13 protein-coding genes and 1 pseudogene are annotated in these 16050 nt (G+C 61.7%); 4 read left to right on the top strand and 10 right to left on the bottom strand.

The genetic code is table 11. The annotated features are described in order from the left end of the window. Positions 1–178: 178 nt before the first annotated feature. On the bottom strand, positions 179–616 hold the full coding sequence (locus tag MF410_RS20950; protein ID WP_012559170.1) for an Lrp/AsnC family transcriptional regulator: 438 nt from the start codon (positions 614–616) through the stop codon (positions 179–181). Positions 617–737: 121 nt separating this feature from the next. On the opposite strand from MF410_RS20950, the gene rocF reads away from it, so the two are divergent. The 4 genes from rocF (at position 738) to MF410_RS20930 (ending at position 5671) form a co-directional block, all read left to right on the top strand. Further along, positions 738–1673: an arginase gene (rocF, locus tag MF410_RS20945; RefSeq protein WP_097624866.1), complete on the top strand. Its 936-nt coding sequence runs from the start codon at positions 738–740 to the stop codon at positions 1671–1673. 57 nt (positions 1674–1730) lie between these two features. Beyond that, the gene (gene rocD, locus MF410_RS20940; RefSeq protein ID WP_097624867.1) at positions 1731–2930 is read left to right on the top strand and encodes an ornithine--oxo-acid transaminase; all 1200 of its coding nucleotides are present in this window, start codon (positions 1731–1733) and stop codon (positions 2928–2930) included. Between the two features lie 197 nt (positions 2931–3127). Next, positions 3128–3604: a chemotaxis protein CheW gene (locus MF410_RS20935; protein ID WP_003567163.1), complete on the top strand. Its 477-nt coding sequence runs from the start codon at positions 3128–3130 to the stop codon at positions 3602–3604. A gap of 288 nt (positions 3605–3892) precedes the next feature. Continuing rightward, positions 3893–5671, top strand: coding sequence for a PAS domain-containing methyl-accepting chemotaxis protein (locus MF410_RS20930; protein WP_097624868.1), 1779 nt, complete (start codon positions 3893–3895; stop codon positions 5669–5671). Between the two features lie 84 nt (positions 5672–5755). Here MF410_RS20930 and MF410_RS20925 read toward each other — a convergent pair whose 3' ends face one another. The 9 genes and pseudogenes from MF410_RS20925 to MF410_RS20885 form a co-directional block, all read right to left on the bottom strand. Continuing rightward, a complete protein-coding gene (locus MF410_RS20925; protein WP_097624869.1) occupies positions 5756–7414 on the bottom strand; it encodes an OFA family MFS transporter in 1659 nt (552 codons plus the stop codon). 181 nt (positions 7415–7595) lie between these two features. Continuing rightward, positions 7596–7841: a formate dehydrogenase subunit delta gene (locus tag MF410_RS20920; protein ID WP_097624870.1), complete on the bottom strand. Its 246-nt coding sequence runs from the start codon at positions 7839–7841 to the stop codon at positions 7596–7598. Further along, entirely contained in the window at positions 7831–8655 is an 825-nt protein-coding gene (gene fdhD / locus MF410_RS20915; RefSeq protein WP_239620017.1) for a formate dehydrogenase accessory sulfurtransferase FdhD, read from the bottom strand. The genes MF410_RS20920 and fdhD overlap by 11 nt, the downstream gene beginning before the upstream one ends. A gap of 37 nt (positions 8656–8692) precedes the next feature. Next, positions 8693–11572, bottom strand: a complete 2880-nt coding sequence (gene fdhF / locus MF410_RS20910) for a formate dehydrogenase subunit alpha (protein WP_097624872.1) — start codon at positions 11570–11572, stop codon at positions 8693–8695. Between the two features lie 60 nt (positions 11573–11632). Next, positions 11633–13188: pseudogene (locus MF410_RS20905) on the bottom strand (NADH-quinone oxidoreductase subunit NuoF). After that, positions 13185–13664 carry a formate dehydrogenase subunit gamma gene (locus tag MF410_RS20900; protein WP_239620015.1) on the bottom strand — a complete coding sequence of 160 codons (480 nt, stop codon included), beginning with the start codon at positions 13662–13664 and terminating at the stop codon, positions 13185–13187. Before MF410_RS20900 ends, MF410_RS20905 begins: the two are co-directional and overlap by 4 nt. Positions 13665–13796: 132 nt before the next feature. Beyond that, the gene (locus MF410_RS20895) at positions 13797–14690 is read right to left on the bottom strand and encodes a LysR family transcriptional regulator (protein ID WP_003582744.1); all 894 of its coding nucleotides are present in this window, start codon (positions 14688–14690) and stop codon (positions 13797–13799) included. A gap of 90 nt (positions 14691–14780) precedes the next feature. Next, positions 14781–15122 carry a metalloregulator ArsR/SmtB family transcription factor gene (locus MF410_RS20890; protein ID WP_131711719.1) on the bottom strand — a complete coding sequence of 114 codons (342 nt, stop codon included), beginning with the start codon at positions 15120–15122 and terminating at the stop codon, positions 14781–14783. A gap of 103 nt (positions 15123–15225) precedes the next feature. Continuing rightward, the gene (locus MF410_RS20885; protein ID WP_097624876.1) at positions 15226–15996 is read right to left on the bottom strand and encodes an SDR family oxidoreductase; all 771 of its coding nucleotides are present in this window, start codon (positions 15994–15996) and stop codon (positions 15226–15228) included. Positions 15997–16050: the final 54 nt, after the last annotated feature.

The following is a 16050-nucleotide window of genomic DNA, read 5'->3' as shown; positions in this document are numbered from 1 at the left end:
CTCACCCTAACCCTCTCCCCGTAAACGGGGCGAGGGGACGTGCCCTGCGAGAGAGGTGGGAGAGGAACGGAGAGGTCGCGGCATATCGCCTTCGCCCCGCGGGCGGGGAGAAGGTGCCGGCAGGCGGATGAGGGGCTGGTTCGCCGATTCCTCAGCCGGCGTCTCGCACGACAATGTCCTAAAACCCCGTCTTGCTCGTCTTCAGTAGAATATTGCTCTCGGTCGAGTTGATGCCGTTGATCAGCCGAATACGGCGTAGCGTCTCATCGAAAGAGGCAAGGTCGCGATCCTCGAGTTCGGCGACGAAATCCCATTTGCCATTGGTGCTGTGCAGGGCGCGGACCTGCGGCAGGCCGCGCAGCTGATCGGCCACCCTGTCGGCGAGTTTGCCGAGCACCTCGATCATGACGATGGCACGCACCCCGGCGGACCGCGTCTCATGACCGGTGCGGATGGTGAAGCCGACGATGGTGCCGCCGGCGACCAACCGGTCGATTCGGGCGGCAACCGTTGCCCGCGAAGCGCCCGTCATCGCCGCAAGCGAGGAGACGGAAATCCGGGCATTGTGGCGAAGCGCACTCAGGAGCTCGGTATCGAGATCGTCCACGCTGATCACTTTGTCAAAATAGGTTTATCATATTGCGCAATCATAATCCATTTCTGACACTTTTCCATCTTTTTGCCGTCAGCCCTTTATCCCACTATCGGCCAAAACGGCCTCACCACGGAGCCCTCGAATGAATGCCCAATCGCAATCTGTCACACTTATCGGCGCGCCGCTGGAAGAAGGTTCCGGCCGCAGGGGCGCCGCCATGGGCCCGGCGGCCCTGCGCATCGCCGGCGTCGATCAGACGCTGATCGAGCTTGGCCACGACGTCGCCGATCTCGGCGATCTCAGGATCGTACCGGCGATGGATCTGCCGAATCATCCGAAGGCCCATAATCTGAGAATCGTCGGCGCCTTCACGCGGGCGCTCGAAAGCAGCGTCCATGATGTCGCCGCCTCGGGTCGCTTTCCGCTGATCCTCGGCGGCGACCACAGCCTCTCCATGGGCAGCGTCTCCGGCATGGCGCGTTACGCCGCCGGCAAAGGCCGCCCGCTTTTCGTGCTCTGGCTCGATGCACATGCCGATTTCAACTCTCCCGCCACCTCGCCATCCGGCAACATTCACGGCATGCCCGTCGCCTTCTTCTGTGGCGAGGCGGAGTTCGCCGAGATCCTGCCGAGGGATCGTGCCTTCGTCGACCCGAAGAATGTCTTCCAGGTCGGCATCCGTTCGGTCGATGCGCGTGAGCGCGAGGAAATCCACGAACACGGCGTTAACGTCTTCGATATGCGCGCGATCGACGAGCAGGGCATCGGCGCCATCATGCGTGAGATCCTCGATGTGGTCGCCAAGGCGAGCGGCCTGCTGCATGTCAGCCTCGACCTCGATTTCCTTGATCCCGAAATTGCCCCCGGCGTCGGCACTACGGTGCCCGGCGGCGCGACCTTCCGCGAGGCGCATCTGGTGATGGAAATGCTGTCCGACAGCGGCCTCGTCTCGTCGCTCGATCTCGTCGAACTCAATCCGTTTCTCGACGATCGCGGCAAGAGCGCCCGCGTCCTAGTGGAGCTGACGGCAAGCCTCTTCGGCCGCCGCATCTTCGATCGCCCAACCCGTGCCGCGTAGAAGGCACGCGCCGCCTGGAACTCACTTATCGGCATCATGATCTAGAGGGAAAGAACCATGAACACTTCGGAAAAACTGATCGCCACCGAACAACGTCTCGGCGCCCACAACTACAAGCCGCTCGACGTGGTGCTGACGCGCGGCGAAGGTGTTCATGTCTGGGATACCGACGGCAATCGTTATCTCGATTGCCTCTCGGCCTATTCCGCCGTCAACCAGGGCCATTGTCACCCGAAAATCCTTGCCGCCATGGTCGAGCAGGCGGGCAGATTGACGCTCACCTCCCGCGCCTTCCGCAACGATCAGCTCGCTTATCTCTATGAAGAGCTCGCCGCGCTCACCGGATCGCACAAGATCCTGCCGATGAATTCCGGCGCGGAAGCGGTGGAGACCGCCATCAAGGCGGTGCGCAAATGGGGATACGAGGTCAAGGGTGTACCGGAAGGCCAGGCCGAGATCATCGTCTGCGCCGATAATTTCCATGGCCGGACGCTGAGCATCATCAGTTTCTCCACCGATCCCGACGCCCGCACCGGTTTCGGCCCCTACACCTCGGGATTCCGCACCATTCCCTTCGGCGATGCCGAGGCCTTCGAGGCGGCCATCAACAGCAATACGGTCGCCGCCCTGATCGAGCCGATCCAGGGGGAAGCCGGTGTCATCATCCCGCCGGCAGGATATTTCACCCGCATCCGCGAGCTCTGCACGGATAACAACGTCACCCTCATCCTCGACGAAATCCAGACCGGCCTCGGCCGCACCGGCAAGCTGCTGGCGGAGGAACATGAAGGCATCGAGGCCGATGTGACGCTGATCGGCAAGGCGCTGTCCGGCGGCTTCTATCCCGTCTCTGCGGTGCTTTCCAATTCCGCGGTACTGGGGGTGCTGAAGCCCGGCCAGCATGGCTCCACTTTCGGCGGCAACCCGCTCGCCTGCGCGGTGGCGCGCGCGGCGCTGAAGGTGCTGACGGAAGAGGGTATGATCGAGAACGCCGCTGATATGGGCGACTATTTCCTCGAAGGCCTCAGGTCGATCCGCTCGAACATCGTCCGGGAGGTGCGCGGCCGCGGCCTGATGATGGCTGTCGAACTGGAACCCGAAGCCGGCGGCGCGCGGCAATATTGTCATGCGCTGAAGGAACGCGGCCTGCTCGCCAAGGACACGCACGACCATACGATTCGCCTCGCTCCGCCGCTGGTTATCACGAGGGAGCAGGTCGATTGGGCGGTCTCGCAGATCGAAAAGACCATAAGCTGAGGTGAATCGAGCACGAAACCTCCGCAAATCCGGTTCCCGATTTAGATTTGGGCAACACTCTTCCGCTAATGTCGTCGATAACCGTAACGATGCTTGGCCGAGCGCAAAGCCATCGCGTGGTGTGAAGGCAAAGCTCGTCCGCGCCAATGGTGGCGCGCCCGCTTCTGCCCTGGCTTACGACAGTTGGGAAGAATTCTATGACCACGATCAATTCCACTAGCTTCAGCGGCGATACGCTCGAAATCATTGCCTTCCGCCTGCATGATCAGGAATTCTGCGTCAAGACCACGACCATTCGCGAAATTCGCGGCTGGGCGCCGTCGACGCCGATCCCGCATGCGCCGGCCGATGTCATCGGCGTCATGAACCTGCGCGGCTCGGTCATCCCGATTATCGATCTTGCCTATAAGCTCGGCATGAAGAGCACCGTCGCCAACGAACGCAGCGCCATTGTCGTCGCCGAAGTTCACAGCATGGTCATCGGCATGCTCGTCGACCGCGTCTCGGATATTCTCACCATCTCCTCCAGCCAGGTCCAACCGGTGCCCGAAGTGACAGCCTCCTTCGACCGCGCCTATTGCGAAGGCATCATCGCCTCGGAAAATGGCATGATCTGCTTCCTGAACCTTGCCAAGATGTTCAAGGAAAACGAGACGGATGAACTAGCGGCCTGATCGCCATCAAGCAATTCGAAGAGTTGAAAACCGCCCGTCCCGGGCGGTTTTTTGCGCGTCTGAGGTAAATCGCCGCGTTCATCCGTATCACATCATATTATTAGCAATAGCTTTTATACGCTAAATTAACCACGCTCCCTCAGTATGGTCGTGAAGCATACGGATGATAAGTCTCCGGTATAGAGGAGTGATAACCGGAGACCGGTTGTCCCCTGCACCGGCATACCTCGCCAGCCCCTTCGCTTCTCCAGCCGAACAGCGCAAGCTGTGCATCTCAAAGGGACAAGAATGTTTGGTCTAGCCTCCGATTCGAAATACATTCTTGACGCCATCTCCAAGTCGCAGGCGATCATCGAATTCGATCTCAACGGCAATATTCTCACGGCGAACGAGAATTTCTGCAAAGCGCTTGGTTATCGCCTCAACGAGATCGTCGGCAAGCACCACAGCATGTTCTGCGAGCCGGCCTATGCGGCGACGCCCGAATATCGCGCCTTCTGGGCGCGGCTCGGACGCGGCGAATATGACGCCGGCGCCTATAAGCGCTTCGCCAAAGGCAATAGGGAAATATGGATCCAGGCGTCCTATAATCCCGTTTCCAAAGGCGGAAAGCCGTTCAAGGTGGTGAAATTCGCCGCCGATATCACAGCCGCGAAGAAGCAGGCGGTCGAGGATTCCGGTAAGCTTGAGGCGATCTCGCGCTCGCAGGCGGTAATCGAATTTACCCCAAAGGGCGAGATCCTGACCGCGAACGAGAATTTCTGCCAGGCCATGGGATATTCGCTGGCCGAAATCGCCGGCAAACATCACAGCATGTTCTGCGACCCGGCCCACACCCGCACGGAGGAATACAGCAGCTTCTGGCAGCGTCTTGGCAATGGCGAATTCATTGCCAACGAATTCGTCCGCTTCGGCAAAGGCGGCCGCGAAATCTGGATCCAGGCAGCTTATAACCCGATCGTCGATGCCAACGGCAAAGTCTACAAAGTCGTGAAGTTCGCAACCGACGTCACCCAGCGAATGAGCGCGATCTCCCTGCTCGGCGGCGCGCTGCGCCAGCTTTCCGAAGGTGATCTGACGAAGACGGTGGATACGCCCTTCGTCCCCTCGATGGAGCAGTTGCGGCACGACTTCAACACCGCGGTCAAAGGTCTTGCCGATACGATGAAGACCATCGGCGAGAATGCCATTGCGATCGCCGCCGGGTCGAGCGAGATCGGTACATCGGCGGACTCCTTTTCCAAGCGTACGGAACAGCAAGCCGCGTCGATCGAAGAGACCGCTGCCGCGCTGGAGGAGATCACCACCACCGTTAACGATTCCAGCCGCCGCGCCGATGAGGCGGGCCGCCTTGTCGCTGTGACAAAGCAGGGCGCCGAGCAGTCGGGCGTCGTGGTCCGCAACGCCGTCGCCGCCATGGACCAGATCGAGCAGTCCTCGCGCGAAATCACCAATATCATCGGTGTCATCGACGATATTGCCTTCCAGACCAATCTCCTGGCGCTGAATGCCGGCGTCGAAGCCGCCCGCGCCGGCGAAGCCGGCAAGGGTTTTGCAGTGGTGGCCCAGGAAGTCCGCGAGCTCGCCCAGCGCTCCGCCAAGGCCGCCAAGGAGATCAAGGCGCTGATCAATACGTCGAGCGACCTCGTCAAGAACGGCGTCGGCCTCGTCGGCCAGACAGGTAAGGCGCTCGAGGAGATCGTCACCCAGGTCGGCGATATCAACGGCAATGTCGTCGCCATCGTCGAAGCCTCACGGGAACAGGCAACCGGTCTCAAGGAAATCAACCAGGCGGTCAATTCGCTCGACCAGGCAACCCAGCAGAATGCCGCCATGGTCGAGGAGAGCACCGCCGCCAGCCACAGCCTGGCAACGGAAGCCGAAACGCTGCGGGTCCTGCTGGCACGATTCCGACTGCCCGGTCAGACCCGCACCCAGGCCGGGCCTCAAACCGCCGGCAGGCTGGAAGCGAGACAGGCAGGCTCGCCGGCGCTGCATCTCGTTTCGCGTGTCGGCAAGGCGCACGGCGCTGCCGCTGCAACCGCGCGGAGCTGGGAAGAGTTCTGAGCCACACCCCATAGCTCGCGATTATTTCTGCGTAGCGAGGAAGAAGCGCGCCGCATGAGGCCCATGCGGCGCGCTTTGATATCTTTACCCGAACAGCGCGAAGGTCGCCTTCAGCGTTACCCAGACACCCCAGAGCAGCGGAATGCCGACGACGGCCCAGGCAAGCATCGCCTTGGCGTCCAGCCCACCCGTGCCGATGCCGAAGGAGCCGGTCGGCCCGGCATTGACGGCCGCCGACTTCGCCTGCAGCGCAGCGACCTCACCATCGGACATGAACCATTTGTCCGAAAGCGGCCTGATCAGTGAATTGGCAACAAGGCCGAGGGCCAGCATGCCGGCGAGGATGTACATCGTGCCGGTATAGAGGCTCGGACCGGGAGCAACGCCGGCGGCGATCTGCGCTTCGCGGATATAGTTGACGACGACGGGACCGACGATGCCAGCCGTTGCCCAGGCCGTCAGTAGCCGCCCGTGGATGGCGCCGACGAATTGCGTGCCGAAAATATCGGCGAGATAGGCCGGGATGGTCGAAAAACCACCGCCATACATCGACAGAATGACGCCGAAGGCGAGAACGAACAGCGCCTTGTTGCCCATACCGGCGAGGCTAGGCGCCAGCGCATAAAGCGCGATGCCGATGATGAAGAAGCAGTAATAGGTGTTCTTGCGGCCGATCTTGTCGGAGAGCGACGCCCAGAAGAACCGCCCGCCGATATTGAAGAGCGACAGCAGGCCGGCAAAACCCGCGGCGATCGTGGCGATCGACGCCTTCTGGCCGGCGTCGAGCTGCGCGAAACCGACATCCGGCAGGCCGATCAGCGAGCCGGCGAAGATTTCCTGCAGCATCGGCGACGCCATGCCGAGAACCCCGATGCCGGCCGAAACGTTGAGGCAGAGCACCGCCCAGATCAGCCAGAACTGCTTTGTCTTGTGAGCATCGCGCAGATGCACATGTTTGGTCGTGATCATCGTGCTCTTGGCCGCGGGCGGCGTCCAGCCTTCCGGCCGCCAGCCGGCCGGCGGAATGCGATAGCCGAAGGCGCCGCCCATCATGAAGACGAAATAGATGACCGCCATGACGATGAAGGTCTGCCAGACCCCGACCGAGGTATCGGTCTTGAAGGCATTCATCAGCAAGTTGGCAAGCGGAGCGCCGATCATCGCGCCGCCGCCGAAGCCCATGATCGCCATGCCGGTCGCCATGCCGCGCCGGTCGGGAAACCATTTGATCAGCGTCGAGACCGGCGAGATGTAGCCGAGCCCGAGACCGATGCCGCCGATGACACCGGCGCCGAGCCACATGAGCCAGAGCTGATGGGTGATGACACCGACAGCGGCAAGCACGATGCCGCCGCACCAGCAGCAGGCGGAAACGACGCCCGCCTTGCGCGGACCGGCCCGCTCCAGCCAGCCGCCCCAGATGGCGGCCGACGAGCCCAGCAGAACGAAGAACAGCGTATAGATCCAGCCGAGGTCGGCAACGCGCCAGTCGCAGGTGGTGGTAAACAGCGCCGAGGCGAGTGTCAGATCGGGGCAAGCGGTCGGGGCGGTCATCCCGAGCGACTTCGACAGCGGCAACCAGAAGACGCTGAAACCATAAGCCATGCCGATGCAGAGATGGATGGCGAGCGCGGCCGGCGGCACCAGCCACCTGTTAAAACCGGGTTTCGCGACGATCCTTTCACGATCGAGCAGGCCCGAGCCTGCCACCGCTCCGTCCGTACGTGTTTCCGCTGCAGTCATGAACAACTCCTCCTTGTTTCAGACCTTGCTGTGATTGGATCGCTGCCGTCTTTTCAGGAGCGCAAAGGACGCTGTACCACTTTAAATTCCATTTTTTCTATTTTAAATCGATTTAAATTCTATCGCTGGCATAGCCGTAGGCAGCAAGCTGCTGCCCTTTCCGGCATGCGCCAACTTCGGATTACCGGATCTGTTGTGCTTCCGGCTCAGGTTTGCGGATCAAGGGAGCGGCCTGCAGCACGAGGGCATCCAGGCCGTTTTCCTCCTTGTTGAGAATTTCGAACAATTGCCGCCGCATACGCGGCTCCCAGAATTTGTTGATATGATTGGCGACCCCTTCCACGGCCTCGCTTGCCGGCTGGCTCTTGAAGAAGGTGGCAATCTGGTTTGCCATATAGACAAGCTTGGTCTTGGTATCATGCGACATCGGCGATGCTTCCAGGCGAGATGCGGTGCGGGCGGGTGAAAATCTCGAAATCCTCGCCGCGCACCAGGGCGACGAGCGTCATGCCGGCCTCTTCGGCCGTTCGGATGGCAAGAGCCGTCGGCGCTGAAATGGCGATGAGCACGGGTGAACCGAGGATCGCCGCCTTCTGCACCATCTCGACCGAGAGCCGGCTGGTCACGGCGACGGCGCCGTTCCGGCCGTTTTCGCCAGCGTCGATGACGGCGCCGCAGAGCTTGTCGAGCGCATTGTGCCGTCCGACATCTTCGCGCACGGCAAGCAATCCCTTGGCCGGAAGATAGAAGCCGGCGCCGTGCACCGCTCGCGTCTCGCGATGCAGCGGCTGCGCTTCGTTCAGCAGCGAAACGGCGCGTACGATATCGGCATGCGACAGCGTCAGCGGCGATGCCGAGACATCCGGCACCGGCCGCACCGCCTGCTCGATCGATTCGATGCCGCAGAGCCCGCAGCCGACCGGCCCCGCCATGCTGCGGCGTCGTGCCCGCAGCCGATCAGCGACGTCGTCGACAAGGCTCACCTGCACATCGATCCCCTGCTCGCCTTCGACGATCTCGATGGCCGCTATCTCGGTGCGTTCGGTGATAATCCCTTCGGTCAGGCTGAAACCGACGGCGAAATCCTCGAGATCATCGGGCGTCGCCATCATCACCGCATGCGAGCTGCCGCCATAGGAAAAGGCGATCGGCACTTCTTCCGGCACGATGCGCGAGCCGGAATGCATGAGGCCGTTGTGGCGGGCGGTTTCGGGAGCACGGGCGGTAGTCTGGAAGGTCATGATGCAAATCCCTTCTTGCCAAACCACCCCCGCATTTTCACTCCGCTGCCTCGAGCTTGCCGGCGATGCGGCGCGATTGCCGTGCCTGCTCGTCATATTCCATCTGCCAGTTGCTCGGCCCGTTGGAGGGCGAAACCTGCACCGCCGTCACCTTATACTCAGGGCAATTCGTCGCCCAGTCGGAAAAGTCGGTGGTGATGACGTTCGCCTGCGTATTAGGATGATGGAAGGTCGTATAGACGACGCCCGGTGCAACACGATCGGTAATCAGCGATCTCAGCGTGGTGTCGCCGGAGCGGCTGACGAGCTTCACCCAGTCGCCATCGCGAATGCCGCGCTGCTCGGCATCATGCGGATGGATTTCCAGCCTGTCTTCCGCATGCCAGACGACATTCTCGGTCCGCCGCGTCTGCGCCCCGACATTGTACTGGCTGAGGATGCGGCCGGTGGTGAGCAGCAGTGGGAAGCGCGGCCCGGTACGCTCGTCGGTCGCCACATATTCGGTGCGGATGAACTTGCCCTTGCCGCGCACGAAGCCGTTGACATGCATGATCGGCGAGCCGAGCGGGTTCTTCTCGTTGCATGGCCACTGCACCGAGCCCATCTTCTCGAGGTAATCGTAGGACACCAGGGCGAAACTCGGCGTCGTTGCGGCAATTTCGTCCATGATTTCAGACGGATGGGCGTAATTCCAGTCGAGCCCCATGGCCTGAGCAAGCTTCTGGGTCACCTCCCAGTCGCCATAGCCGTTGCGCGGCGTCATCACCTTGCGCACCCGGTTGATGCGGCGCTCGGCATTGGTGAAGGTGCCGTCCTTCTCGAGAAAGGTCGAGCCTGGCAGGAAGACATGAGCGTAATTGGCGGTCTCGTTGAGGAACAGATCCTGCACGACGACGCATTCCATCGCCGCAAGGCCGGCCGCGACATGCTTCGTATCGGGATCGGATTGGAGAATATCCTCGCCCTGGACGTAGAGGCCCTTGAAGGAGCCGTCGACCGCCGCGTCCAGCATGTTCGGAATGCGCAGGCCGGGCTCGTTATTGATCTTCACGCCCCAGAGCTTTTCGAAGATATCCCGTGTCGCATCGTCGGAAATGTGCCGGTAGCCCGGCAGTTCGTGCGGGAAGGAACCCATGTCGCAGGAGCCCTGCACGTTGTTCTGGCCGCGCAGCGGATTCACGCCGACGCCGGGACGGCCGATATTGCCGGTCGCCATCGCCAGATTGGCGATGGCGATAACCGTGGTCGAACCCTGGCTGTGTTCGGTGACGCCGAGACCGTAATAGATCGCGCCGTTGCCGCCCTTGGCATAGAGCCTTGCCGCGCCGCGCAGATCCGCTGCCGGCACGCCGGTGAAGATCTCGGTCTGCTCGGGGCTGTGCGCCGGTTCGGCGACGAAGGCGGCCCAGTCCTCGAATTCCGACCAGTCGCAGCGCTCGCGGATGAAGGTCTCGTCATAGAGCCCTTCGGTGACGATCACATGCGCCAGTGCGGTCATGACGGCGACATTGGTGCCGGGCTTCAGCGGCAGATGGTAGGACGCCTCGACATGCGGCGACCGGACGATATCAATGCGGCGCGGATCGATGACGATGAGCTTGGCCCCCTGGCGCAGCCGCTTCTTCAACCGCGAGGCGAATACCGGATGGCCGTCGGTCGGGTTGGCGCCGATGATGACGACGACATCGGACTGTTCGACGCTGTCGAAATTCTGGGTGCCCGCCGAGGTGCCGAAAGCCTGGCCTAGGCCATAGCCGGTCGGCGAGTGGCAGACGCGGGCGCAGGTATCGACATTGTTGTTGCCGAAACCGGCCCGCACCAGCTTCTGCACCAGATAAGTTTCCTCGTTGGTGCAGCGCGAGGAAGTGATGCCGCCGATCGCGTCGCGACCGTATTGATACTGGATGCGGCGGAACTCCGACGCCACATGCGCGAAGGCCTCGTCCCAGCTTACCTCCCGCCAGGGATCGCCGACCTTTTCGCGGATCATCGGGTTGAGGATCCGGTCCTTGTGGGTGGAATAGCCGTAAGCGAAACGGCCCTTGACGCAGGAATGGCCGCGATTGGCCTGGCCGTCCTTCCACGGCACCATGCGCACCAGTTCCTCGCCGCGCATTTCCGCCTTGAAGGAACAGCCGACGCCACAATAGGCGCAGGTGGTGATGGCCGAATGTTCGGGCTGGCCGATCTCGATCACCGACTTTTCCGTCAGCGTCGCCGTCGGGCAGGCCTGTACGCAGGCCCCGCAGGAGACGCATTCGGAATCGATGAAGGCTTCATGCGCACCCGAGGAAACCTTGGAGCCGAAACCACGCCCCTCGATCGTCAGCGCGAAGGTGCCCTGCACCTCTTCGCAGGCGCGCACGCAGCGCGAACAGACGATGCATTTGGAGGGGTCAAAGGTGAAATAGGGATTGGTTTCGTCCTTCGGCGTCCATTTCAGATTGATCTCGCCATGGTTGCGCGCCCTGACGTGGTTGTCGCCGTCATAGCCATAGCGCACGTCGCGCAGCCCGACGGCGCCCGCCATATCCTGCAATTCGCAATCACCGTTGGCTGCACAGGTCAGACAGTCGAGCGGATGGTCGGAGATATAGAGTTCCATCACGCCACGGCGGATATCCTTCAGCCGTCCTGTCTGCGTGTGCACCACCATATTGGCCGCCACCGGCGTCGTGCAGGAGGCCGGCGTACCGTTGCGGCCCTCGATCTCGACGAGACAGAGCCGGCAGGAACCGAAGGCATCGATCATGTCGGTGGCGCAGAGCTTCGGCACCTCGATGCCGGCCTCCATCGAAGCGCGCATGATCGAGGTGCCCTCCGGCACGCTGATCTGCTGCCCATCGATGGTGAGCGTCACCATCACCTCGGATGTAGAAGCGGGAGTGCCGTAGTCGATTTCATGGATGAGAGACATGGTCGGCCTCCTGTACGGAAATGGAATTGAGCAGATCACGGCATGGGGCTTGGAAGATCATCACTCAGCTGCCTCCACCATCGGCGCCGGCGAAAAATCCTCCGGGAAATGCGTCATGGCGCTCATGACGGGATAGGGGTGAAGCCGCCGAGCGCACAGAGCGAGCCGAATTTCATCGTGTTGCAGAGATCGGCGAGCAGCGCCCGGTTTTTCTCCGGCTCGATACCATGGGCGATCTTGTCGGCCGTCTCGACGCCGCGCGTCGAGCCAATGCGGCAGGGCGTGCACTTGCCGCAGCTTTCGACGGCGCAGAATTCCATGGCGAAGCGCGCCTGCTTCAGCATATCGGCGCTGTCGTCGAAGACGACGAGGCCGGCATGGCCGATCAGCCCGTCCTTGGCGGCGAAAGCTTCGTAGTCGAACGGCGTGTCGAACAATGCCCGAGGGAAATAGGCCCCAAGCGGTCCGCCGACCTGCACGGCCTTGATCGGCCGCCCCGTCGCGGTGCCACCGCCGATTCGGTCGACGATGTCTCCGAGCGAAAGACCGAAGGCCGTTTCGTAAAGACCGGCATATCTGACATTGCCGGCGATCTGCAGCGGAATGGTGCCACGCGAGCGGCCCATGCCGAAATCGCGATAGAAGGCGGCGCCCTTCTCCATGATCACCGGCACGGAGGCGAGCGAGATCACATTGTTGATGACGGTCGGACAGTTGAACAGCCCCTGATGCGCCGGCAGCGGCGGCTTGGCGCGCACGACGCCGCGCTTGCCTTCGAGGCTGTTCAAAAGGGCCGTCTCCTCGCCGCAGACATAGGCACCGGCGCCGGTGCGCACCTCGATATCGAAGGCGCGGCCCGAGCCGAGCACCGACGGGCCGAGTATCCCGGCCTGACGCGCGATGCCGACGGCTTCGGTCATCACTGCGATGGCATGAGGATATTCAGAACGGGTGTAGACGTAGCCTTTGGTCGCTCCGGTGGCGAGGCCGGCTATCGCCATGCCCTCGATCAGCACGAAGGGATCACCCTCCATGATCATCCGGTCGGCAAAGGTGCCGCTGTCACCCTCATCGGCATTGCAGACGATATATTTGCGGTCCCCCGGGGCATCGAGAACAGTCTTCCACTTGATCCCAGTGGGAAAGCCGGCGCCGCCGCGTCCGCGCAGGCCGGAATCGGTGACTTCCTTGACGACTTCGGCGGATGTCATCGAAACGGCCCGGCGAAGGCCGGCCAGGCCGCCATGCGATTCGTAGTCGGCCAACGACAGTGGATCGGTGATGCCGCAGCGGGCGAATGTTAGGCGGGTCTGTTCCTTCAGGAACGGGAGGTCTTCAACCTCCCCGAGACAGAGCGGGTGATCGCCGCCGGTCATCATCCCGGCGTCGAACAATGCAGGCACATCCTTTGCTTTCACCGGTCCGTAACCGATGCGTTTGCCGGCGACCTCGACCTCGACAAGCGGTTCCAGCCAGAACATTCCGCGCGAGCCGTTGCGCACGATCTCGGCACCGAGGCCGCGGGCGGCGATCTCCTGGGCAATCGCCTTTGCCACCTTTTCGGCGCCGAGCGCCAGCGCGGCGGCATCTCGCGGAACATAAATCTTGATGCTCATCGGCGTGCCTCCGCAACGAGTTCCGCCGCCAGCTGATCGTCAACCCGGCCATAGACCTCGCCATCGAGCATCGCCGATGGCGCGCAGGCGCAGAACCCGAGACAGTAGACCGGCTCCAGCGTCACGCTGCCGTCGAGCATCGTTTGATGAAAATCGATGCCAAGCAGCGTCTTGACGCGCTCGGCCAGCGCATCGCCGCCCATCGACTGACAGGCCTCGGCGCGACAGAGCTTCAGCACATGCCGGCCGGCGGGGTGGTCGCGGTAATCATGATAGAAAGTCACGACGCCATGCACCTCGGAACGGGAGAGGTTCAGTTCCTCCGCGATCACGGGCACGGCTTCCTGCGGGATATAACCGAATTCGTCCTGAACCTCGTGTAGAATGGGAAGCAGCGGCCCTTCGAGGAAGCGAAGATCGGCAATGATCGCACGAGTGCGCGCGGCAATATCGCCTTCGGCGATATAAATGGTCATAAGGTAGCCCTCCCGACGGCTTGCTCGTTGCGGAATGGCGGCCCCTCCAGCCGAGCACCATCCGCCGCAAGCATCTCAGGGAAGCCGCCAGGGATCAATAAAGCTATCCTGTGGAACGATAGTTTTTTTCTATCAGAGTTCTTCATCTCGCACGAGCACCCGCGCTTCATGCAGCAAGGCAGAGACCAGCGGCGTGAAGGGCTCGCGATAGGGCGCGACAAGGCCGACGAGATGATGGGCCTCCGGCTCGACGATCGGAATCATCCGGATTTCCACCGGGAAACCAAAAGACTTGGCGACATTGCGCGGCATGATGCTCGCCCAGCGGCCGGTTCGAACATGCGAGAACAGCACGATCATCGAGTTGGATTCGAGCGTCGGATGCACCGTGGCACCGGCTTCCGTCAGGTGCCGATTGATGATTCGGCGGTTCTGCATGTCGGCGGTCAATAGACAAAGCCGAAGATCGCCGACCTCTTTCCATGTCACATTGTCGCGATCGGAGAGCGGGCTGCCCGCAGCCGTGATCAGATGATAGCGCTCGGCATAGAGCGGAACGCTGGTGACACGGCCGAGCGGCTCGTTTTCGAGATAGGTGATGCCCGCATCGATTTCGAGGTTTTCGAGCATGCTCAGCACCTGCAGCGAATTGCGCGAGACGATCGAGAAGGTGACGCCGGGATGCCGTTCCTGAAAAGGCGTGGTAATGCGCGAAAGCATGGCGAGCGCCGTCGGAATGGCGGCAAGGCGAATGTGGCCGGAAAGGCCGCGGCGGGCGGCGCGCATTTCCTCGCGCATGGTGCGCGCGTCGCCGACGATGCGCCGGGCCCATTCCAGCACGCGCTGCCCCTCCGGCGTCAGCCCTTGAAAACGCGAACCGCGCTGCACCAGCATGACCCCGAGCTGATCCTCGAGCTGCCGGATCGCGGCCGAAAGCGTCGGCTGCGAAATCCCGCACTCCTCCGCAGCGCGGCCGAAATGCTTTTCATTGGCTAGGGCGATGAAGAATTCCAGCTTGTCGATCATCCGGGCTCCCGCGACATTTCGCGTCCGGCCTCATCTTCGACACAGCAACCGTGCTCCGCAAGGGAATGAATCAAGTTAAGGCGACGCGCTTTAACAGTTTTCCGCAGCGGGAAAAAGATCGAACAGAGATTCGAGGAAGGCAAGCACGCTGACATTGCCGATACTGTAATAAACCAGCCTGCCTTGGCGGCGCGTATTGACTAGGCCTTCGAGCCTCAAACGCGCAAGCTGCTGCGAAACCATCGCCTGCTGAATGCCGAGAATATTCTCGATTTCACCGACCGTCCGCTCCTCTTTTGCCAGGATGCAGAGGATCAGCAATCGGGTGTGATGCGCCAAAGCCTTCAGCAGATCGCTCGCTTCATGGGCTTTTCCGGCGAGTATGTGCAAGTCCTGGCCGGTCATCCCCGGCTCCGGTTTAGGCAACGGCATTCGATATCTCGGAAGGGAGGCGATTTGGTAGATCAGAACAATAGCATATTCGCACAAACGAATTGGTCAATAGTGATGAAATGCCAAAAAAGGTCCAAGTAAATCAGCAGATAAGCTGTCCGCCGTTGATCTCGATCACCTGGCCGGTAATGTATCCCGAGAGTAAGGGAGCCGCCAGGAACAGATAGGCGGGAGCGCAATCCTCTGCCGTGCCAAGCCGCTGCAGGGGGATGGATTTCCGGGTCTGCTCCAGCTTTTCTCTGGAGGAATAGCGCTCGTGGAAATCCGTCTCGATCGTTCCCGGCGAGACGCAGTTGACGCGGATGCCATCCGGGGCAAGCTCGCGGGCAAGCGCCTTGGAATAGGTCGCAACGAAGGCTTTCGAGGCCGAATAGATCGACGAGCCGGGGCTGCCACCGGTGAGCGCCGAGATCGAAACGGTGTTGACGACGGCAGCACCCTCGGCCGCCTTCAATGCCGGCAGCAATGCGCGCGTCAGCGCCACTACCGAGGTCTGGTTCAGCCGTATGACCGCTTCATATTCGGCATCGGTCAGCGTCGCAGCGGGAAAACGGCCGAGCATGGTGCCGGCATTGTTGACGAGCACATGCACCCTGTCGAAGAAAGCCAGAACATCGTCGGCAAATTGCACCGCACCGCCGGCGGCAGAGAAATCGGCATGCAGCAGCAGCGCCCGTCTTTCCGATTCAGCCGTCAGCAGGAAATCCGGCAGGTCCCGCCCCGGCTTGCGCCCGGTATGGACGATCACTTTCGCGCCGCAATCCAGAAACTGCCGAGCGACTTCGAGGCCGATGCCGCGGCCGGCGCCGGTGACGACGACATTACGATTTTCAAACAGTCTGGGATGAAACACGAAGCCGTCCTCCTCGGATGCGTCACCTGCCCTTAACATATGAGCACACCGACC

Source organism: Rhizobium sp. C104 (genome assembly GCF_022354505.1).
GTDB classification, from domain to species: Bacteria; Pseudomonadota; Alphaproteobacteria; order Rhizobiales; family Rhizobiaceae; genus Rhizobium; species Rhizobium redzepovicii.
Note: the sequence above shows the minus strand (reverse complement) of the source record. Positions and strands in the feature narration are given on the sequence as shown.

What these genes read in the sequence shown, in the direction of transcription:
- MF410_RS20890 (WP_131711719.1), bottom strand. Translation starts at nt 15,122, where the DNA reads ATGCCGTTGCCTAAACCGGAGCCGGGGATGACCGGCCAGGACTTGCAC.
- MF410_RS20920 (WP_097624870.1), bottom strand. Translation starts at nt 7,841, where the DNA reads ATGTCGCATGATACCAAGACCAAGCTTGTCTATATGGCAAACCAGATT.
- MF410_RS20895 (WP_003582744.1), bottom strand. Translation starts at nt 14,690, where the DNA reads ATGATCGACAAGCTGGAATTCTTCATCGCCCTAGCCAATGAAAAGCAT.
- MF410_RS20900 (WP_239620015.1), bottom strand. Translation starts at nt 13,664, where the DNA reads ATGACCATTTATATCGCCGAAGGCGATATTGCCGCGCGCACTCGTGCG.
- MF410_RS20925 (WP_097624869.1), bottom strand. Translation starts at nt 7,414, where the DNA reads ATGACTGCAGCGGAAACACGTACGGACGGAGCGGTGGCAGGCTCGGGC.
- fdhD (WP_239620017.1), bottom strand. Translation starts at nt 8,655, where the DNA reads ATGACCTTCCAGACTACCGCCCGTGCTCCCGAAACCGCCCGCCACAAC.
- rocF (WP_097624866.1), top strand. Translation starts at nt 738, where the DNA reads ATGAATGCCCAATCGCAATCTGTCACACTTATCGGCGCGCCGCTGGAA.
- fdhF (WP_097624872.1), bottom strand. Translation starts at nt 11,572, where the DNA reads ATGTCTCTCATCCATGAAATCGACTACGGCACTCCCGCTTCTACATCC.
- rocD (WP_097624867.1), top strand. Translation starts at nt 1,731, where the DNA reads ATGAACACTTCGGAAAAACTGATCGCCACCGAACAACGTCTCGGCGCC.
- MF410_RS20930 (WP_097624868.1), top strand. Translation starts at nt 3,893, where the DNA reads ATGTTTGGTCTAGCCTCCGATTCGAAATACATTCTTGACGCCATCTCC.
- MF410_RS20935 (WP_003567163.1), top strand. Translation starts at nt 3,128, where the DNA reads ATGACCACGATCAATTCCACTAGCTTCAGCGGCGATACGCTCGAAATC.